The 21,065-nt window shown below is 32.6% G+C and carries 14 protein-coding genes; 9 read left to right on the top strand and 5 right to left on the bottom strand.

What is annotated here, in order from left to right; genetic code table 11:
• The first annotated feature begins 40 nt into the window (after positions 1-40).
• From FLV_RS12695 to FLV_RS12680, 4 genes are all read left to right on the top strand, one after another.
• Entirely contained in the window at positions 41-994 is a 954-nt protein-coding gene (locus tag FLV_RS12695; RefSeq protein WP_243234295.1) for a Fic family protein, read from the top strand.
• 54 nt (positions 995-1,048) lie between these two features.
• A complete protein-coding gene (locus tag FLV_RS12690; protein WP_243234291.1) occupies positions 1,049-1,804 on the top strand; it encodes a LytR/AlgR family response regulator transcription factor in 756 nt (251 codons plus the stop codon).
• On the top strand, positions 1,788-4,784 hold the full coding sequence (locus tag FLV_RS12685; protein ID WP_243234285.1) for a histidine kinase: 2,997 nt from the start codon (positions 1,788-1,790) through the stop codon (positions 4,782-4,784). Before FLV_RS12690 ends, FLV_RS12685 begins: the two co-directional genes overlap by 17 nt.
• A 323-nt stretch (positions 4,785-5,107) precedes the next feature.
• Positions 5,108-6,223, top strand: coding sequence for a GTPase (locus FLV_RS12680; protein ID WP_243234283.1), 1,116 nt, complete (start codon positions 5,108-5,110; stop codon positions 6,221-6,223).
• A 44-nt stretch (positions 6,224-6,267) separates the two neighbouring features.
• Here FLV_RS12680 and FLV_RS12675 read toward each other — a convergent pair whose 3' ends face one another.
• Positions 6,268-7,188, bottom strand: coding sequence for a WYL domain-containing protein (locus FLV_RS12675; RefSeq protein WP_243234275.1), 921 nt, complete (start codon positions 7,186-7,188; stop codon positions 6,268-6,270).
• Between the two features lie 115 nt (positions 7,189-7,303).
• On the opposite strand from FLV_RS12675, the gene FLV_RS12670 reads away from it, so the two are divergent.
• The 5 genes from FLV_RS12670 (at position 7,304) to FLV_RS12650 (ending at position 13,277) form a co-directional block, all read left to right on the top strand.
• A complete protein-coding gene (locus tag FLV_RS12670; protein ID WP_243234274.1) occupies positions 7,304-7,519 on the top strand; it encodes a hypothetical protein in 216 nt (71 codons plus the stop codon).
• A 63-nt stretch (positions 7,520-7,582) separates the two neighbouring features.
• Positions 7,583-7,837 (top strand): hypothetical protein, encoded by a 255-nt coding sequence (locus tag FLV_RS12665; RefSeq protein WP_243234272.1) that lies wholly within the window; start codon positions 7,583-7,585, stop codon positions 7,835-7,837.
• A 129-nt stretch (positions 7,838-7,966) separates the two neighbouring features.
• A complete protein-coding gene (gene uvrA, locus FLV_RS12660) occupies positions 7,967-10,798 on the top strand; it encodes an excinuclease ABC subunit UvrA (RefSeq protein WP_243234271.1) in 2,832 nt (943 codons plus the stop codon).
• A gap of 645 nt (positions 10,799-11,443) precedes the next feature.
• Positions 11,444-12,559, top strand: coding sequence for an AAA family ATPase (locus FLV_RS12655; protein ID WP_243234264.1), 1,116 nt, complete (start codon positions 11,444-11,446; stop codon positions 12,557-12,559).
• A complete protein-coding gene (locus FLV_RS12650) occupies positions 12,549-13,277 on the top strand; it encodes a hypothetical protein (protein WP_243234263.1) in 729 nt (242 codons plus the stop codon). Before FLV_RS12655 ends, FLV_RS12650 begins: the two co-directional genes overlap by 11 nt.
• Positions 13,278-13,486: 209 nt before the next feature.
• Here the strand turns inward: FLV_RS12650 and FLV_RS12645 are convergent, their stop codons facing one another.
• From FLV_RS12645 to FLV_RS12630, 4 genes are all read right to left on the bottom strand, one after another.
• A complete protein-coding gene (locus tag FLV_RS12645; RefSeq protein WP_243234262.1) occupies positions 13,487-13,888 on the bottom strand; it encodes a lysozyme inhibitor LprI family protein in 402 nt (133 codons plus the stop codon).
• A 310-nt stretch (positions 13,889-14,198) separates the two neighbouring features.
• Positions 14,199-16,766, bottom strand: a complete 2,568-nt coding sequence (locus tag FLV_RS12640; protein WP_243234261.1) for an alpha-L-arabinofuranosidase C-terminal domain-containing protein — start codon at positions 16,764-16,766, stop codon at positions 14,199-14,201.
• Positions 16,766-18,136 (bottom strand): glycoside hydrolase family 27 protein, encoded by a 1,371-nt coding sequence (locus FLV_RS12635; protein WP_243234260.1) that lies wholly within the window; start codon positions 18,134-18,136, stop codon positions 16,766-16,768. The genes FLV_RS12640 and FLV_RS12635 overlap by 1 nt, the downstream gene beginning before the upstream one ends.
• Before the next feature lie 129 nt (positions 18,137-18,265).
• The gene (locus FLV_RS12630; protein ID WP_243234259.1) at positions 18,266-20,686 is read right to left on the bottom strand and encodes a sugar-binding domain-containing protein; all 2,421 of its coding nucleotides are present in this window, start codon (positions 20,684-20,686) and stop codon (positions 18,266-18,268) included.
• Positions 20,687-21,065 lie beyond the last annotated feature (379 nt).

Here is a 21,065-nt window from a genome sequence, read left to right as displayed (position 1 = left end):
TTTTGATTTATCCGATATTAAGAAGTATCTTTGGAGTGTAATGTGGGATATAGACTTAACATATAGAGCTGAATTTCAATCAACTTTTGACAGATTGTATCAAAAAAGGCAGGATTTGCAAAACAGCAGACCATTGCCCAATATTGCTTTACATAAAATTCGCGAAAGTTTATCTTTAGAATGGACATACAACTCAAACAGTATTGAAGGAAATACGATGAGTCTGAGAGAAACCCAAATGGTAATTCAGGAAGGAATAACGATAAAAGGAAAATCGCTTCGAGAACATTTTGAAACCCATAATCATGACAAAGCAATTGATTATTTGTATTCGATAGTAGATGACAGTTACAAACTTAGAAGTATTGATATTCTTTCGATCCACGGATTAGTTTTGCGTTCTATCGAAGATGATTTTGCAGGACGATTACGAAATGGAGGCGTTAGAATTTCAGGAGCTAATTTTATGCCTCCAAATGCCAACAAAGTTTCAGATTATCTGGATGAACTGATTGATTTTATTAATACAAATCCACTTCATTTAAATGATATAGAACTCGCTACAATTTATCATCACAAACTGGTATGGATACATCCTTTTTTTGATGGTAACGGCAGAACAGTTCGTTTGAGTATGAATCTGTTATTAATGCGTTGTGGTTTTCCGCCTGCTATTATTCTTAAAAATGACAGGAAAAAATATTATGAAGCGCTCAATCAGGCAAATAATGGTCATTATCAGAAACTAACACTTTTGATGTGCCAGGCTTTAGAGCGAACTTTAAATATTTATTTAAGCGCAATGCCAGGAAGCGTTTATGATTATCAAAAAATCTCTGATATTGTTAGCGAACCACAAACTCCGTACGGTCAGGAATATGTTAGCTTATTAGCCAGAACCGGAAAAATTGATGCTTATAAAGAAGGCAGAAACTGGTACACTACTAAAGAAGCTATTGAAGAATATATGGCAACCCGAAAAAGAAAACGCTAAAATTAATCCTTTCAAATTAAAAACCTGAAAGGATTATAATTCAAATTTTTAACCATGAAAATTAAAGCCATTATTGTTGATGATGAATCTCATGCACGTAGTTTTCTGAAAAAATTATGCAATAGATATTTCACAGATAAAATCGAAATCGTTGATGAGTGTAATTCTGTTTCTTCAGCTTTAATTTCAATAAAAAAGAACACACCAGACCTTGTTTTTCTGGATATTCAGATGCCCGATGAAAATGGTTTTGAATTGCTTTCTAAATATGAAAATATTCCGTTTGAAATCATTTTTACAACGGCTCATAAAGAATTTGCGATCGAAGCAATTCGCAAAAGTGCCTTAGATTATCTGGTGAAACCAATTGATGTACAAGACTTTAAAACTGCAATTAACAGACTTGAATCTGTTTTAGAAATCAAACTCAACTTAAACCGATATCAGTTACTGGCTGAAAATTTAAATCAGCCAACATCTGCAAAACAAAGAATTGCATTTCCTACCAAAACAGGTTTTGAAGTAATTCATGTAAATCAAATCATTTTTTGTAAATCTGATGGATCTTATACCATTATTCACACTAAAGAATCGCTGCATCATACTTCAAAATCATTTAAAGAAGTATGTGAATTATTAGCATCTGAAATTCGATTTTTAAAAGTACACCGAAGCTATTTGATCAATGCCGAATATGTTAAGAATTTCAAATCTGACGATTATATTTTAGAAATGACTTCCGGCGATGAAATTCCTGTTTCAGACAAATCATTCAATAAAAAAGAGCTTATTGATGCGATCACCAAATAAGATTTTTTTTCAGCTCTTTTTTCTTTTTATTACATCATTTACTTTTGGTCAATATTTTCCATCTACAAATTTCACAACCTCAGATGGTTTGCCCAATAATGCGGTTCGTTCTCTTTTTTTAGATTCGAAAAATGTTTTATGGATTGGTACTGAAAATGGCGTTTCAAGAATGGAAAACGGAACTTTTACCACTATTGACGAAAGTAACGGTTTGGGCCACAATAGTTGTTGGGATATTAACGAAGATTCTGACGGAAATATGTGGTTTGCCAGTTATGGCGGCGGCGTAAGTAAATTTGATGGTAAAAAGTTTACGGTTTTTACAACCAAAAACGGACTTCTGGCTAACAAAACAAGAAAAGTTTTTCCTTATAAAGGCAAAGTTTATGTTGGTACAGAACAAGGCGTTTCTATAATTGACATTAAAACAAACAAACTCATAACTCCAAAAGTACCAGCACATAAAGAAGATTTTATTTCTATAGCCTTTGTTGCGTATAATGGTATAGTATATTTTACTTCTACATTTCAAGGTTTATTTAAAATTGACGAATCAACTGTTATTCCTCGTATTATACCTGTCATTTTGCATAAAAATTCGTATTCGTTAGGTCTCTTTGATTCAACCCTTTATAGCGGAAATGAAGGTCATATTAACAAATTTGACTTCAATAAAATCTCAAAAGGAGACAAATCATCTGTAAATTTTGGAAAATCTTTTGTCTGGCAATTTGCAAAAGACAAAAGACATACCATTTTTGCTGCGGCTTGGGGTGTATATACGCCTGACGGAGGACTTTATACAATTGAAGAAAATAAGATGACGGATGTTTCTGTTGCGTACGGAATTGATTCTAAAGTATTACTAAATGTTGTCTACGATCACTTTAATGACATACTTTATGTGGGTTCAAACAACAATGGAATTTATCAGGTAAGATTAAATCAAATTATCAACTACAATTCTTTTGAAAATACATCTATTATTGATTTTGAAAATTTCAATAATCATAAATTAATTTTAGAAAAAAGAGGAATCAAAGTTCTAAACTCAAAACAGCAAATTGTAAAATCAATTTCACTCGAAGATTTTAAGAAAACTGAAATGAGTTTTTACAAAAAAGGAAAAAACATATTAAGTAAACAATCAGCAGAATCAAGAGATTTTGAATTGAATTTTGATATTCCGGCAAATGAAATTGAGTTTTATGAAATTGTAAAAAATCAAAATTCTTTCTGGATTAATAGCAACATCGGAATTTTTGAAATTGATGAAAATTACAAACTAATTAATTATTTACCCAAACATAGTTTAAAAATTGGGTTTACGTACGATAACAAACTAATCGAAACTATTACTTATGCAGGAACCCGCGTTTATGAAAATTTAAAAACGCTGGAAAATACTCATTATTCAAAGTTCGAAAAAAAAACACCGCAATACATCGTAAAAATTCTAACTAATAAAAACAAAACGTATCTTTTATCTGTTTTTAATGGTTTGTATGTGTATAAAAATGGGCAATTTCAATCGTATTTAGCAGACGGAATCTGGAAAGAAAAAAAGTTTAAACACATTACAAAAAACAACAAAGGACAGCTCATTTTAGCGGCAGAATTTGGTGATGTTTTCGTTGTTGACGATTCCAAATCTTTTAAAGTCCTAAAAACGATTTCAAAAAAGCAGATTAGCGGGAGTACTATTTTATTTCTGGAATCTTATAAAGATTTTATTTTGATAGGTACCGAAAAAGGGATCAATATTTATAAAGATGGCGTTATAAGACTAATTGACAAAGAACAAGGTTTAAAAGATTGCAGGATTACGACTTCTCAAATTTTTGACGACACCTTATGGCTAGGAACGCAAAAAGGTTTTTACAACATAGATTTAAACCGTTTGATTACCGCACAATTAACTGTCTCGGAAATCGAAATCAACAAAATAGCAATCAATAATATTCAGTTAAAACCTTCAGCATATAAATGGTTTAGATACAATTCAAAACAATTAATTTCAGATTATAAACACAATTCTTTTTCGATAGATTTTGTTCCGAAAGGGCATTCATTTCCTAACAAATTAAAATTCAGATATCGATTAAACGAAAATAATCGCTGGAGCCCTTACAGCGAAAAAACGAATTTATTTTTGCCTTATCTTCCTTCCGGAAACTATAATTTAGACATTGAAGTTTTTGATATGAACGCCGGAAAATCAAGATTTTTCAGCATTCTGCAAATTAAAATCCAGCCTCCTTTTTGGTTAAGCTGGTGGTTTATTACGATAGCTATTACTATTTTATCTGGAGTTTTGATTTATATTTTTATTCGAATAAAAAGAAAATCGAATGAAAAAATGATTATTCAGCGTCGTATTGCAGAAACCAAACTTGAAGCATTATTGAGTCAAATGAATCCGCATTTTACTTTTAATGCTATGAATGCTATTCAGGATTTTATAATAAGCAACGATATTGATAACTCGTTGCTGTACATAAGCGAATTTTCAAAATTAATTCGAAAAACACTAGAAAACTCATCCAAACAATTGATTACGATTGACGAAGAAATAGAATATCTCGAAGCCTATATTACAATCGAAAATATGCGTTTTGATAATCGGATAGATTTTGAAATTAAAATTTCTAAAGAAGTCGATACTTGTTTTACAAAAATCCCGACAATGCTTTTGCAACCTTTTGTTGAGAATGTTTTTGTTCACGCTTTCAACGAATCTAGTATTGCCCCAAAATTGATTATTTCCTTTCAATTGATTTCAGAAAATATTCTGGAATGCAAAATCATAGATAACGGAATGAGTTTAAATGCTGCTAAAAAAAGCAAACTACACCAATCAAAAGGAATTCAGTTAACAAAAGAACGTCTTTCTCTTTTGCAGGATTTAAAAACCGATTCAATCGAAATTGCCTTTACAGAAAATCAGGGTACAACTGTAACAATTTTGTTACTGGTTTAATATATTATACTCTTTATTGAAAAGCACTTGTTAACATTTAACGAGTGCTTTTTTGTTTATAAACCAAAAGAATCGTTTCATGTTAAATTTATTGGTGTTTATAAGGTAAAACCATTAGGGAATTAGTGATGATTTATTTTTGAAGAATAACCCATAAACAAAATCTTGTAATTTTTATTGCAAATACTGTTGTACAGAAATTCGAGTATCTCCCGTTTAATGAGGAACTCTATTCCTGTATCTAAAATAATTTAGGACTGACAAGAATTGACAGTTTGACAAATTACATTTGCGAATTAATTATTAATCTTTAAAACAAAAAAATGGAAACAGTATTTGAAAACCTGAGTATTTCTGAAATTATTGAAAATTTAAAAAAAGAATATGATTCAATAAAAAATGCAACAGTAAATATAGCAATATCCGGACAAAGTGGAGCCGGAAAATCTTCATTAATTAATGCTATTATTGGACGAAAAGTAGCAGAAGTAGGAATTACCGAGACAACTTTGAATATTAAAAAGTATGTCAGCAATGGTATTCATTTTTCAGATTTACCTGGTTGCGGTACGGAAAAATTTCCGATTAAAACTTATTTAGAAAATTGCAATTTAGAAAGCTTTGACGCTGTAATTGTTGTAACCGCAAATCGTTTTTACGAAAATGATGTTTGGCTAATTAAAGAAATGATTAGAATTGGAAGACCTGTTTATGTAGTTCGCACAAAAATGGACACATCAATTAATGATGGAATGCACGACGATAACTTGACTGAATATGAAGTCTTTGAAAAAGTAAAAAATGACATTAAAAGCAATATTGGAAATATTGACATTAAAGGTATTTATTTGACTTCTTCCAGAGAACCCTTAAAAATGGATTTGTCAAAATTATTGATCGATATACAACACAACTTGTCAGGAATAAAAAAACAGCGCTTTATAGCTGATGTTGCACCTTTAAATGAACAAGTTTTAAAAGAAAAAAGTATTGTTGCGCAAAAAGCTGTTAGTTATGGTGCTTATGCAGCTGCTGCAAATGGAATTAACCCAATTCCAGGTTTAGATATTGGGCTTGACATTGCCATTTTAATAAAAATGTCAACGGAAATTCAAAATATATATGGATTAGATGAAAAGAGTATTGATGAGCTATCGAAAAGAATGGGGAATACTGCTAATTTTACAGCCATTAAAGCAAAAGTTGCGCAATATGCAACCAAATTCATTGCTAGAGAAGGAATAATGATATTATTAAAAAGACTTTCTGTAAATATTGGGTCTAAAGAAGTCTTAAAATATATTCCATTTGTTGGGCAAATTGCAGCAGCAGGAATAGGATACAAAATGACAGATAGCTTTGGTTGTGATCTAATTGAAGAATCAGAGGCACTCGTAAGAGAAATTTTAATTAAAAGTCAAGATGAAATAACACGATAAACTTTAAAGGTTCAACTATATTACAAGTTGAACCTTTTATTTTTTCAATAATTCCCAAACCCCTTCCTCAACTCCTCTTTTATCTCTTCTGCCAGCCATTTTGGTTCTATTACCTTAACCAAACTTCCATATTTTAAAACTTGCTGGCTGAACTCAAAATTAGGATGAATGTATAATTCAATATCAAAAGTATCTACGTTATCCATATTGATTTCTTTTTGAGAATGATGTATAGGAAGTGAAAGTACGTAAGGTTTTTGCGAGAAATGAAATGAAAGTTTTATAGTTTGCAATTTATGATCAACATAGTTTAGCCCAATAACATTTCTAAATTTCTCTTTTGCTTCGTCAGTTTTCGCTTTAAACTTCTTAGTCCCTAATTTGATATTTTCAATTCTGTCAATTCCAAAAGTTCGATAGCCTTTATCCGTTTCGCCAACTACATACCATCTGTTCTGATATTGTTTCAGGAAATAGGGTTTAAGCAAATACTCTTCTTTTTTAAGATGATAAAAACTATCATGCATGAAACTTATAGGTAATCTTTTTTGAATAGCTTTTAAAACAATTTTAAAATTGTGAATAGATGCCGTTATAGCCTTTGTTTCAAATTCAATTAAAGAAAGTGGATTTATTTTATCTTCAAAATTAGAAGTAAAAAGCTCAGCTGATGCCAATATCTCAATATGACTTAAAAAAGATTCCGTATTACTACTTTCTTTTTCGTCAATAAAATACCCCCCAATTTTATAATCAAATGTAATTTTTATTCCATAAATAATAAATAATTTATCAATAAGTCTATAAAAAGTGCGATCACTAATCTTGGGTTTTGTAATACCTAACTTTATAACTAATTGTCCTATTTTTTGATAAGGTCTTTTAGTTAAGGTATCAATCAAAATACTGGTTTGTGCTACCTGTGTTGAGTTAAGAGGTTTATGCTCTTTGTTTTCATTTTTCATACTTCAAAAATAGAAAAACAAACTGACAATTACTGTCGCTTTGGCTTTATCTAACACTGACACAAATTGGCAGTAACGAATGATATTTTTACAGCCTAAATTTAAAACAAGTATCATGAAAAATCTTTTTAAAAAGCAAAACACCGAAATGGACTTTACTAATTTAAGTACCATTATATCTACATCTGCTGCCGCAGGAATGGCAATTGCAAATCACCTTGGTAAAAATCCTCAAACGGGAGGGCTTATTGGCGTTGGACTTTCGCTCTTGGTTACCGGATTAATTACTGCATTGGAAGATGAAGTTTATATTCCTAATTCTAAAAACTAATCTACACAATTATTTAAACTAAATCATTATTAATCAGACGAAAGTCGTAACACTTACACAATCATGTTATTTCAATTATTATTAAACTTTATTGTTTTCATTATAAAATGTATTGTATGGATAGTATTAGTATTAGCAGCAATCCCTTTTGGAATTTATATGCTGTTAAACGAATGGTTTCCTGTTTTCGCACATGATGGCGGTTTTTGGTATTGGTCAGTCTTTTCTGTTTTATCAATAATAGGCTTTATTGTACTTTGGAAACCTATAGTATGGATAGTTGGAGTTTTACAAACTCTGGGATTGGGAATGGAGTAAAACCTAAAATAAGTATTTAAAAACGCTAACTTCGATTAGCGTTTTTTGTTACAATTTTTAACATAAACTTCTGCACCGTAGCACTAAAAGAACAAATCAAAGTGGTAACTTTGCGTTTTGCTCAAAATTATGTTAGATAAAGACAATACTATTGAAGTTCTTGGTGCAAGAGTTCATAATCTAAAAAATATCGATATTTCTATTCCGAGAGAAAAACTTGTAGTGATTACAGGACTTTCAGGCTCGGGAAAATCTTCTTTGGCTTTTGATACGATTTATGCCGAAGGGCAGCGTCGTTATGTTGAAACTTTTTCGGCTTATGCGAGACAGTTTTTGGGTGGTTTAGAGCGTCCGGATGTTGATAAAATTGACGGACTTTCACCTGTTATTGCAATTGAACAAAAAACAACCAGTAAAAGTCCGCGCTCGACTGTTGGAACCATTACTGAAATATATGATTTCTTAAGACTTTTATACGCTCGAGGCGCTGACGCATACAGTTACAACACAGGCGAAAAAATGGTTTCCTACTCTGATGAGCAAATTAAGGATTTGATTATTCAGGATTATAATGAAAAGCGCATCAATATATTAGCTCCGGTAATTAAAGCCAGAAAAGGACATTATGCTGAACTTTTTCAACAAATTACCAAACAGGGATTTTTGAAAGTTCGAGTAAATGGTGAAGTTCAGGATTTGGTTTCGGGAATGAAACTGGATCGTTATAAAACTCATGATATCGAGATTGTAGTAGACAGAATGTTAATTGAAGGTAATCCTGATACTCAAAAAAGATTGTCAGAAAGTATTAATACAGCTATGCATCATGGCGAAAATGTATTAATGATTTTAGATCAGGATACTAATGAAGTACGATATTTCAGTAGAAATTTGATGTGCCCTACAACCGGAATTTCTTATCAAAATCCGGAACCGAATTTATTTTCTTTCAACTCTCCAAAAGGTGCTTGTCCGCATTGTAACGGCTTGGGAACAGTTCACGAAATCAATATAAAAAAGATCATTCCGAATCCGAAATTATCTATAAAAGCGGGTGGTTTTGCGCCGCTTGGCGAATACAAATCTTCCTGGATTTTTAAACAATTGGAAACCATTGGAGAAAAATTCGGATTTAAGCTTACTGATCCAATTGAGAAAATTCCGGAAGAAGCCATGACAATGATTTTGCATGGTGGAAAAGATAAATTTACCGTAAGTTCAAAAGATCTTGGCGTTACAAGAGATTATAAAATTGATTTTGAGGGAATTTCAAATTTCATCAAAAATCAATACGACGAAAGTTCTTCGACAACTTTAAAACGTTGGGCAAAAGATTTCATGGACGAAATTAATTGTCCGGTCTGTGAAGGTTCCCGTCTTAAAAAAGAAGCTCAGTTTTTTAGGGTAAATGAAAAAAATATCACCGAATTGTGTGATATGGATATTTCTGATTTAACTGCTTGGTTTCAGGATTTAAATAATCATTTAACAGACAAACAGCTTTTAATTGCATCAGAAGTTGTCAAAGAAATTAAAGACCGTTTGAACTTTTTAATGAATGTTGGGTTGAATTATCTGGCTTTAAGCCGAAGTTCAAAATCACTTTCGGGTGGTGAAGCACAACGTATTCGTCTGGCAACCCAAATTGGTTCACAATTGGTTGGCGTTTTGTATATTCTGGACGAGCCCAGTATTGGTTTACACCAAAGAGATAACGAAAAACTGATTAAATCGCTGGAACAATTACGTGACATTGGAAACTCAGTTATTGTAGTAGAACACGACAAAGACATGATTGAAACAGCAGATTATGTTATTGATATTGGACCTAAAGCGGGTAAATACGGCGGAGAAATCATCAGTATTGGAACTCCGGCAGAAACTTTAAAATCAAACACCATTACCGCTCAATATCTGAATGGTAAAATGAAACTGGAGATACCCAAAGAACGTCGAAAAGGAAACGGAAAGTTCTTAAAACTAACCGGAGCAACAGGAAATAACCTTAAAAATGTTTCAATCGAAATTCCGTTAGGCCAATTAACTTGTGTAACAGGAGTTTCAGGAAGCGGAAAATCAACTTTGATTAACGAGACGCTCTACCCTATTCTAAATGCGTATTATTTTAATGGCGTAAAAAAACCACAACCTTATAAAAAGATTGAAGGTCTTGAACATATTGATAAAGTTATTGATATTGATCAAAGTCCGATTGGAAGAACGCCTCGTTCGAATCCGGCAACTTATACGGAGGTTTTTACTGAAATTCGAAATCTGTTTACCATGACTTCAGAAAGTATGATTCGTGGTTACAAAGCTGGACGTTTTAGTTTTAACGTAAAAGGCGGCCGCTGTGAAACCTGTGAAGGTTCGGGTGTCAGAACAATTGAAATGAATTTTCTTCCGGATGTTTATGTTGAATGCGAAACCTGCCAGGGAAAACGTTTTAACAGAGAAACATTAGAAATTCGCTATAAAGGAAAATCTATTTCGGATGTATTAAACATGACAGTTGATGAAGCAGTTCCGTTTTTTGAAAATATCCCGAAGATTTACAGAAAAGTAAAAACGATTCAGGATGTTGGTTTAGGATACATTACGCTCGGTCAGCAAAGTACAACACTTTCCGGTGGTGAAGCACAACGTATCAAATTGGCAGGAGAATTGTCTAAAAAAGACACCGGAAATACGTTTTATATTCTGGATGAACCTACAACCGGTTTGCATTTTGAAGATATTCGTGTTTTAATGGATGTGATTAATAAACTCGTTGATAAAGGAAATACAATTCTGGTTATCGAACATAACATGGATGTTATTAAGTTAGCCGATTACATCATAGACATTGGCCCGGAAGGCGGAAAAGGCGGTGGACAATTAATTGCTAAAGGAACTCCTGAAGAAGTAGCTCAAAACAAAAAAAGCTATACAGCTAAATTTTTGAAAAAAGAATTAGTTTAAAAAAATTATACCAATAAAAAAACAGTAGCAAATCAAAATATGCTACAGTTTTTTTATTATAAATTCTAATATTATTTTAGATTTATAAAAAAAAATCAGTGGCGGACCGTTCAGGCGTGTTTACCCGAGATTTTGATAGTGGTGGTAATTTGGGATTTGGGATTGGTTACAAATTATTTGATAAATATAGCATCGAAATGAGATATAACACAACCAGAAATGTTTTAAAAGTCTTCATATTTTAAAGTTTTGATTTGGTATGCGCTTGTTACCAACGTCAGTCTGTGAAAAAACTAAAATCAGCCTCTTAAGAATCTCATATTTGAAATTTTTCTTTGGCAGCACGAATACTTTCTCAATTTTAAGAGGTTCTTCACAGCCTGAAGTTCCCGCACTACAAGCAGTTTGTGAATAAATTAAGCCATTCTTCTGATTTGCCACCCGAGCCTTTAGCGAACAGGCGAAGCAAATCGTGCCAAATACAAATCAATTTTCCTATTAAGGCAATTGCCCAAATTGTTTGAAGCGTGTGTTATGAAATGACTATTTACGATTAGCTGTAAAACTAACAAAAAAGGTTTAAATCGTTGCCGTATTTTTTTTACGGACGCTTTTTTCTTTACCTTTGAAAAAAATAAATTCAAAATGCTTAGAAAATTTAAAGTTTCAAATTTCAAAAGTTTTGAAAAAGACTTTGAACTTGATTTAACGGCAGTTAAGGGATATGAGTTTAATAAAGATTCCGTTAAAAATGGAATTATTAATAATGCTCTAGTTTATGGACATAATGGTGTTGGTAAATCAAATCTTGCATTAGCTATTTTTGATATTATTGAACATCTTACGGATAAACAACGCAATGAAATATCGTATAAAAACTATTTAAATGCTTATTGTAAATCCGAATACGCCTCTTTTTATTATGAATTCTATATAAATTCTAAAATTGTAATTTATGAATATAAAAAATCTGATTACAAGACAATTATTTATGAGAAACTAATAATAGATGACGTTGAGAGAATTTTATTTGATAGAATTTCTGAAAATTCAGCCAAAATTAACTTAAAAGGTACTGAAACTTTAAAAACAGAAATTGATAATGATCAATTATCAATTTTAAAATTCATTAAAAATAATTCAGACTTAGAACATAATGATATAAACAATACTTTTTTGTCATTGTTTACATTTGTTGAGCAAATGCTATATTTTAGATCATTATTAGATCGAACATATATTGGATTAGATATTGGCAGTAAACCTATATTTGAAGATATTGTTAAAAAAAATAATGTACAAGATTTTGAATTATTTTTAAATAATGCAGGAATTGAATGTAATCTTTCAATTGTAGACGAAATAGATAAAAAAACAATTGCTTTTGATTTCGATGGTAAAAAAATTCCATTTCCAGAAGTAGCATCTACAGGAACAACTGCATTGGCTTTATTTTATTTTTGGTATCAAAACATTAAAGAGTCTTCTAAAGTATCATTTGTGTTTATTGATGAGTTTGATGCTTTTTATCATCATTCATTATCTGCTTTAATTATTGAAAAACTTAAAGAAACTGGAGTTCAATTTATATTAACAACTCATAACACTTCTGTTATCACAAACGATTTATTGAGACCTGATTGCTATTTTTTAATGAGTAAACATAATATCCGTTCTCTTTCTAAAAGTACAGCAAAAGAATTAAGAGAAGCTCACAATATTGAGAAAATGTATAAAGCTGGATCTTTCTATGTCGAATAATATTTTATTTGTTTTTGAAGGATCTAGTACTGAGGTTCAGATTATTGAAAATCTGAATAAATTTTTCATTAATGAAAATTTAAATGTACACTGCATTTATGGTGGCGAAATATATCAAATTTTCAAGCAGATTAAAGACGATGAAGATTTAGACACCTTTAATTTACTTAAAGAACGTAGTTCTGAAAACGAAGCTATATTAGCAGAATATACTAGAAACGATTTCGCTGAAATATATTTGTTTTTTGATTATGATGGACATTCAATAATTGCTGATGATGAAAAATTAAAAGAACTTTTAGATTTTTTCAATGAGGAAACCGAAAAAGGCAAGCTTTACATAAGTTATCCAATGGTTGAAGCTCTAAAACATATTTCAGATTGTGATAGTTTTAAAGATTCAACTATAGAATGTAAACAAAATATTAAATATAAAAAAGTTGTTTCGGAAGAGGCAATTAAAGAATTAATTGATTTTACGAAGTATGATTTTAATATTTGGAATAATTTAATCATAGTACATTTAAGAAAAATGAATTATATATGCAATAACTCATATGAGTTGCCTAAAACTTTAATTTCTCAATTAGAAATTTTTACTAATCAGTTAGAGAGATATATTGTTCCTGGAAATAAAGTAAGTATTTTGAGTTCTTTTCCTCCTTTTATTCACGATTACTACGGTAATAAGAATACTATTGCTAAATTAAAGATATAATACTACAGTAAATAGCTTAACAAGATTGAAATTTTTACATTTGAGTTTGACCTCCAAAATGTTATATATCTCGATTTTGTATAATTATGGCATAAAATTCTGGCGCTTGGCCGGGAATTAAAGATGCGGGATTTTTCGGTTACACACTAATTTTCCAAATACAAAACCAAATTTCTATTAAGCCAATTATAACTGTTATGTGACGTATTTTATAAGCTATTAATAAACTCTTTAACTCTTTCAAAAACAAATTCTGCCTTCTTGTCTAGTACAATCATGTCAAAATCATCACTTCCTTCTATAAAATCACTTTTTTTAGTTTCTGAATAGACTTTTTGGAAATATTTGTCACGTTTTTTTAACCATTCCAATTGTTCCTTTTTTAATTTTGATTTTTCTTCAGAGTTTAGTTTCAGTTTTAATTTCTTATATACAACATTAAGTAAACTGTCAGATTGCAAGTAATACTCAACTGAACAACCTTTCATATTATCTCCTTTGTCTAAACAGTTTTGATAAGATGATTCTATTTTATTGATTGTTTTTATCGTTTGCGAATTACTGTTAAATGAAAGTGTAATAATGATTAATAATATTGATTTTGATATCATAAATTGTTTTCTGCTTTCCTAATTTTGGCACTATGTCACATAACGCCAGTCTGTAAAAAAAACTGCTGTTTTGTTTCTAACAAATATAGAAAAGTATTGTTTTAAAAACAGGATTTTTCGTATTTTCAAGAATGCAACATATCATGGGTTTCCCATCAACAAATGCATTTTTCTAGTTAAGAAGATGCCCTATCTGCCGATAATCAAATTCGTATTGTAGATGGCTTTTGTAACATTTTTAGAAAATATTTTCTTCATCATCAATTGATTTTATTGTGCTGTTTTTACATTCTAATGGTAAATCAAAATTTTAAAAAGTTTCATTTAAAAGTGTTTTCGAACTCATCTTAACACGTATAACTGCGAAAGAATATGGAGGCAATTCTTTTGAAAATGCTTCTTTGGCAGATAATTTCTGAGTCACTGGTCTGGCGGTTGTTTTTTCCGGATTGCCTGACATTAAAATGTAAGCGGTATTTTCAGCAGTTGAAAAATTCACCAAATCTATTGACGGAGTTACCGCAACAGGAAGCAAATTCACCAATTTTATAATCAAATCTTCAGAGGCATTATCCTGAACTGCAGACACACCAATTCGTTTACTGACTTCATTATTAGCATCTGAAAGTTTTACTGTGCTTTGCAAATAAACATCTCCCGGATTTTGTCCGTATAGTTTTTGTACAAAATAATTTACTGTTGGTTTTACTTCGCTTCCTGTAAAATAAATCAAATCGGGATTCCACTGTGTGTGCTTTTCACGGGCTAATAATGGTGCGTAAGATGCCATGGCAACCACATCTCCATTGCGTTCTACACCTGTAAGATACAGCGCTTCGGACAAAGCATTATAAAATTTATTCCCACGTGAAGCATATTCTCCTAAATATACTTTTGATTTTGAACGGTCGTAACTGTCATAAAAATGCTGGTTATTGATGAACCAGCCCGGACTTTGGTAATAATGTTCGTCTACAATTGGCAGTTTCAGATCATTGGCTATTCTCCAGCCTTCGTTATAATCGGTTCCTTCATTGAACGGACCAACAGTACCAATTACAATGATTTCAGGATATTTTTTCTGCACGGCTTTTACGATCATTCTGTAACGCTCTTCGAAAACATCACTAATAAGATCTTCATTTCCGATTCCGATATATTTTAAATTAAAAGGTTTTGGATGTCCTGCTTCGGCACGTTTTTTACCCCAGGCACTAGTTGCACTTCCGTTTGCATATTCAATCAAATCCAACACATCCTGAACATATTCGTCCATTTCCTGCATCGGGATTCCGAATTGCTGTCCGGCACCTCCATCAGAGGAATTCTGGCAAGGAACACCGGCTGCTAAAACCGGAACAGCTTCTGCTCCCAGATCTTCGCAAAACTGAAAATATTCAAAATAGCCCAATCCCATCGACTGGTGATAATTCCAGATATTTCGTGAAGAAATTCGGTTTTCTAATGGGCCAATGGTATTTTTCCATTTGTAAATATTGTGTAGTCCGTCACCATGTGCTACGCAGCCACCCGGAAAACGTACAAACTTAGGATGCATGTCTGCAATGGCTTCTGCAAGATCAGCACGAAGACCATTTTTACGGTTTTTAAACGTTTTTTGAGGAAAAAGCGAAATCATATCAACAGCTGTTTCTCCAGTTGTACTGATTTCTAAATGTGCATCGGTTACGGTTTTCGAAGGTTTTAAAACTGCACTTAATTTTTTCCACGAAGCGGTTGGTTTTAATACGGCTTCCGCCAAAGTTTCTCCGTTAGCTCCTTTTAGTTTTACAATACATTTTTCTCCTTTCGCAAATACACTAAAATCATACTTTTCATTAGCTTTCAGGGCAATTCCATCAAATCCTGTGTTGCTGATGGTCTCTTTTGTAATTACTGCATAATTAGGATTATTAGAATGAATTGGGTTTTCTTTTGCAATTTTAAAATCACCGCTCCATGCCATCGTCGCATTCCATTTTTCGTCCCTGCCTTTTTTATCGCTTACGGCATATTCGAAATCACGATTCTGAATTAATTCTCCATACAAACCGCCATCTGCTGCATAATTAATATCCTCAAAAAAAACACCGGTAAGCATGTTACTAATTTTTTTGGACTGCTGGCTATTAATACTAATTTGAGCCGTAACAGGTTTTAAACCCGTAAATAATAAACTGTCACTTTTTGGAGATGTATTGTTTTGCTTGTCTTTAAACTTTACAGATTCCATTGTTTTGGTCAGTATTTCTACTAAACTCCAGTTAACTTCGGTAATTGTACCTTTTTGAATGTCGCCCTGTATTGTAACTTCAATGAGTTTAGAGGATGTGCCTGTATCTGTTTTTGCCTCAGTATAATTTTCAAAATCTTTGGTCGTATTGTAATATCCTGTATTATTTACAACCCAATGGATATTGTACTGACTGCCTTTTTCACTTACTGTTATACTTTGAATCACCGGTTTTTCATCCGTTTTTTTTCTCAGATTCTTCATGGCTTGAACATAACGCTGACTTTTCCAGTTGATTAGGTCTTTACTTGAAGCGTGAGCCAAAACATCGTCTTTTACACTCCAAAAACAATGAAAAACACTGGCATCATCCTTAAACAAAAAAGCTTCGGACATAGTTTTTCCTGTAGGTCCCCAACTTCCATAATCTGATTTTAAAAAAGAATGTTCAGGTCCAATGGCAAACCAGTTTTTGTGGTCGGAACTCCATGCAAAATGGAGTCCGTTTTTACCATTATTTTTTACTGTTGAATAAGCAAAAAGATATACTTTCTCAGGTTTTTCTATTGTTGGTTTCAAAATAAAACCCGATAATACAAAAAACAAGACCAAAGCAAAAAAAGGATATTTCAAAAATTGCTGCATTATTTTTTGCTTTTTAGTTTATAAAGAACTGAACTGTGAGGTTTTAATGTTACGGAAACTTCTTTGGAAGAAACATTCCCTTTTTCGCCTGTCCACATATTTATACCATCAGCAAAACAGGCAATACCAAGATCCGAAAGATTTACGGAAACTTTTTGAGAATCAGTATCCGAAATATTAAACAATGCCAGATATACACTTCCGTCTTTTGGATTTTTTGAAGTCACGGCAATTTTTCCGTCTTTATGAAAAAGCTGTTTTACATTTGTGCTTTCATTGTGCATTTTTACCACTTCTTTATTTGTTAATAATGATAAAGTAAAAGCATCATTACTAGGCAAATCTCCACCAAAGAATAAAGGCGATTTGAAAATATTGAAAAAAGTGATTAAGGAATATTGTTCGTCTTTTGTTAAACGTGTCATTCGGTCTTTTCCTCTTTCTCCCCTTACTGAAATGCGGCCAAGCGGAATCATATCACAATCCGGCCATGTGCCCGGAGTAATATGCGGATACCAATTTTGAGCAACATCCATAAGGTGTGTAATGTGCGGCCAGGTGTCCCAAACATCATCGACCATACGCCACATATTGGCATGTGTTGTTACGTGCGGAGCTGCTGATATTGGTGTTTCTCCAGGCGAAGTACTCAATACGATTTTACGTCCGCATTTGTCGATTGCATTTCTGATTAAATTGATTTCGCCTTCATGATACGGTCTTGACAAATCGTCAATTTTAATGAAGTCTACACCCCATTGTGCGTACAATTCAAAAATAGAATCGTAATATTCCTGAGCTCCCGGTTTATCTGCCAGAATTGTATAATTATCTTTTAACCATTCGCACTGCAAGGCTGTAGTATAAATCTGATTGGCTGTAGCACCGTTTGCGCCTTTAATTGGTAATTTATCTTCAACTGCTTTTTTCGGGATTCCACGCATAATGTGAATTCCGAATTTCAATCCTATTTTATGAATATAATCTGCCAAAGGCTTGAATCCCTGACCGTCTTTTGCAGATGGAAAACGGTTTACAGCCGGCAAATATCGTCCGTATTGATCGATTACGTAACGTGGGTCTTTTTGGTTGTAACCTCCTGCTTTATCATTTTCTACAAACCATCTGATATCAACCACTACATACTCCCAACCATATTTTTTCAGTTCTTTTGCCATATAATCGGCATTAGCTTTTACTTCATGTTCTTCTACTGTAGGACCGTAGCAATCCCAGCTGTTCCAGCCCATAGGAGGAGTTTGTGCCCATTGCTTGAATTCATCTTTCTTAAAAACTGATTTTTGAGCATTTAAAAAAAATGATGTTAAAAAAATCCCTAATACTAAAATATTTATGCCTATTATTTTCATATTCATTAAAAACAAGTGTCAATATCACACTTCAAATATAATAAACTTTTAGACATAACAACAATTAACCTGCTTGCTTAATAAAAAAACAAACAGGTTAATTATATAATTTCAGAAAAAAGAACTGCTCTATTTTACATTCACAGTAACCTCTACCGGTTTTAGCCATTGGCTTGTAAAAGTAACTTTTATAGGCTGTGTTTCTCCGGTTGCCTGAATATATGCCACAAGATTACCGTGATACACTCTCTGAACGTTATCAGTATAATCCGTCATATCACTATTGTTTCCCGCTTCAAGACCTAATAAAACTCCCGGACCGCTGATTGTGCAGATTACTTCATTATCTGAAAGCATTACCGGCAATCCGTTTTGATCTTTTACCTGAATCATTATTTTGGCAACACCTTTGTCTTTGCTAATTGTGATATCTTTTTCAGTAATAGTTAATTCTACAGGTTGTTGAGTAGACGTAATTGCATAACTACTCACTTCTTTATCATTATTACTTAAACCAATTACTTCTAATTTTCCTGAAGCAAAAGGAATATCCCAATATATAATTCCGGTTTTTTCGTCGTATAACTTAGTCTCGCCTACAACTTTTCCGTTTAATTCCAAACGAGCTTTTGCAGCATTGGTATAACAAACCACACGGATTTTTTGTCCTGATTCGTAGTTCCAGATTGCCCAGGCATCTTTCGAAATATCTTTTTCATTTTTTAAAGGATAAGTTCCAATGTAAGCCATTGGTTTATCAGACCATAATGCCTGACGGAAATATCCTCTTGGCTTGATTACTCCGGCAAAATCGACCAAACCAGAGTAAAATCCTCTTGATGGCCATCTTCCTGATTCGCCTAAATAATCAATTCCTGTCCATAAAAACTGTCCAAAAATATGTTTGTTATTTTTTACCGCCAGCCAGGGTTCTCTATCGTGACCATTTTCACTGCCGTAAATCACTCTGTTTGGATATTTTTCATGATCCGATTGGTATTTACTTTCGGTATAATTATAGCCTGCTATATCCAAAGCTCCCGGATATTCGGTTTCGTTAGACATCGCTACACCTGCCAATCCTGCTGTTGTTGGGCGTGATTTATCGTATTTTTTAACGGCTGCTACCAAACGCTTTGCAATTGCTCCCAAACGCATGGCATCTGGTGCGTCCTTTTTAAAACCTCCATAATTGGCCTGTCCAAAACCTCCTTTACCTTTATCCAGAACCGGATGAGAATACGGATCGTTTGGATAATCTACCTCATTACCAATACTCCATGCAAAAACCGAAAGGTGGTTTCTGTCACGTCGCACAAAATCTTCAAGATCTTTTTCTGCATAATCTGCAAAAATATCAGATGTCCCCTGAAATTCAGGAGTACCTACATTCCATCCTGTCATCCATTTACGCTTTGGAAATTCCCATTCATCATACGCTTCGTTCAAAACCAGTAATCCTAATTCGTCGCAAAGTTCATAAAAATCAGGTGCCTGAGGATTATGACTCGTACGAATTGCATTTACACCAATTTCTTTCAATGTTTTTAATCGGGTTTGCCAAACTTCACGAGGCACTGCAGACCCTAACACTCCTGCATCGTGGTGAAGACAAACGCCTTTCATTTTCATCCATTTTCCGTTAAGGGCAAAACCATTATTGGGATCAAAAGTAAAATCCCTGAAACCTGTTTTGGTAACTGTTTCATCAATTTGTTTTCCGTCCTTTAAAACTGTTGTTTTAAGCTGATACAAATTCGGATTGTCTAAGTCCCACAATTGTGGTTTTTTGACATTTAATTTAGTCGAAATCTTTCCGTTTTGTTTAGACGCAACATCAACTTTAGAAGAAGCTTTTGCCACTGATTTTCCGTCTTTTGAAAACAATTCGTTTATTACGGTAAGAACGCTTTTTGTTGACGAACCATTTTCTACATCTACTTCAACATTTAATGTTCCTGTTCCTTTTTTTACTTCAGGATAAGCGTACACCCCCCATTGTGCAATATGAACCGGATTTGCATACACAACCCAGACATTTCTATAAATCCCAGAACCGGTGTACCATCTTGAATCGGCACTCTGACTGTGATCTACACGAACTGAAATGGTGTTTTCTCCTCCATATTTTACAAACTGAGTTGCATCATAAGCAAAAGAAATATAACCATTTGGGCGTTTGCCTAAAGAATGCCCATTGATAAAAACTTCGCTTCGGTTATAAACGCCTTCAAAATATAAATACACTTTTTCGCCAGATTTGCTCTGCGGAATATTGATTGATTTTCGGTACCAGGCAATTCCTCCAGGCAAGTATCCTGTACAGCTTGCCAGTGTTGGACTCAACTGTCCTTTTACACTCCAGTCATGTGGCACATTTATTTTTTGCCATTTACTGTCATCAAAAGTTGTATTTTTTGCCTCTGAAACATCCTGAAGATTGAATTTCCAGTTGTCGTTAATTTTTTTAGAATCTCCAAACGAAATCTGGCTGAAAGTTGTGACTGACGAAAAGAGTAAAACAGGTAATAAAAGCTTTTTTGTAAACATGTTTTTTAGTTGATTTTTGTTTCAGGTTTCAGGTTCATTTAAAACCTGAAACCTGGAACTTATTTTTTAAAATATTGTAATTCTTCCACAAACGCTTCTGCAGCTAAAAATTCTACCAGAATCTTTTCTAATAAAAAAACAAATAAAAACTTACAAATTAAATTAACTTTATAAAAAAAGTATTCAGGTTTTATTTGGTTTAAATGAAAGATATAATTACACAATAAAACTATCAATATTTTTAAAAATCACAACAAAAAACTAATAAAATAACGGTTCACATCTATTCTTTAAAAGTTTAATCAAAGACACAAAAAAGAAATAAATTTGATTATTTTCACAAAACCGGAATAACGAAATTAAATCTTATAATCATTTA

This window comes from Flavobacterium pectinovorum (genome assembly GCF_022802975.1).
Lineage (GTDB): Bacteria > Bacteroidota > Bacteroidia > Flavobacteriales > Flavobacteriaceae > Flavobacterium > Flavobacterium pectinovorum_B.
This window is presented reverse-complemented; position numbering and strand designations above follow the sequence as displayed.

What these genes read in the sequence shown, in the direction of transcription:
- FLV_RS12695 (WP_243234295.1), top strand. Translation starts at nt 41, where the DNA reads ATGTGGGATATAGACTTAACATATAGAGCTGAATTTCAATCAACTTTT.
- FLV_RS12690 (WP_243234291.1), top strand. Translation starts at nt 1,049, where the DNA reads ATGAAAATTAAAGCCATTATTGTTGATGATGAATCTCATGCACGTAGT.
- FLV_RS12685 (WP_243234285.1), top strand. Translation starts at nt 1,788, where the DNA reads ATGCGATCACCAAATAAGATTTTTTTTCAGCTCTTTTTTCTTTTTATT.
- FLV_RS12680 (WP_243234283.1), top strand. Translation starts at nt 5,108, where the DNA reads ATGGAAACAGTATTTGAAAACCTGAGTATTTCTGAAATTATTGAAAAT.
- FLV_RS12675 (WP_243234275.1), bottom strand. Translation starts at nt 7,188, where the DNA reads ATGAAAAATGAAAACAAAGAGCATAAACCTCTTAACTCAACACAGGTA.
- FLV_RS12670 (WP_243234274.1), top strand. Translation starts at nt 7,304, where the DNA reads ATGAAAAATCTTTTTAAAAAGCAAAACACCGAAATGGACTTTACTAAT.
- FLV_RS12665 (WP_243234272.1), top strand. Translation starts at nt 7,583, where the DNA reads ATGTTATTTCAATTATTATTAAACTTTATTGTTTTCATTATAAAATGT.
- uvrA (WP_243234271.1), top strand. Translation starts at nt 7,967, where the DNA reads ATGTTAGATAAAGACAATACTATTGAAGTTCTTGGTGCAAGAGTTCAT.
- FLV_RS12655 (WP_243234264.1), top strand. Translation starts at nt 11,444, where the DNA reads ATGCTTAGAAAATTTAAAGTTTCAAATTTCAAAAGTTTTGAAAAAGAC.
- FLV_RS12650 (WP_243234263.1), top strand. Translation starts at nt 12,549, where the DNA reads ATGTCGAATAATATTTTATTTGTTTTTGAAGGATCTAGTACTGAGGTT.
- FLV_RS12645 (WP_243234262.1), bottom strand. Translation starts at nt 13,888, where the DNA reads ATGATATCAAAATCAATATTATTAATCATTATTACACTTTCATTTAAC.
- FLV_RS12640 (WP_243234261.1), bottom strand. Translation starts at nt 16,766, where the DNA reads ATGCAGCAATTTTTGAAATATCCTTTTTTTGCTTTGGTCTTGTTTTTT.
- FLV_RS12635 (WP_243234260.1), bottom strand. Translation starts at nt 18,136, where the DNA reads ATGAAAATAATAGGCATAAATATTTTAGTATTAGGGATTTTTTTAACA.
- FLV_RS12630 (WP_243234259.1), bottom strand. Translation starts at nt 20,686, where the DNA reads ATGTTTACAAAAAAGCTTTTATTACCTGTTTTACTCTTTTCGTCAGTC.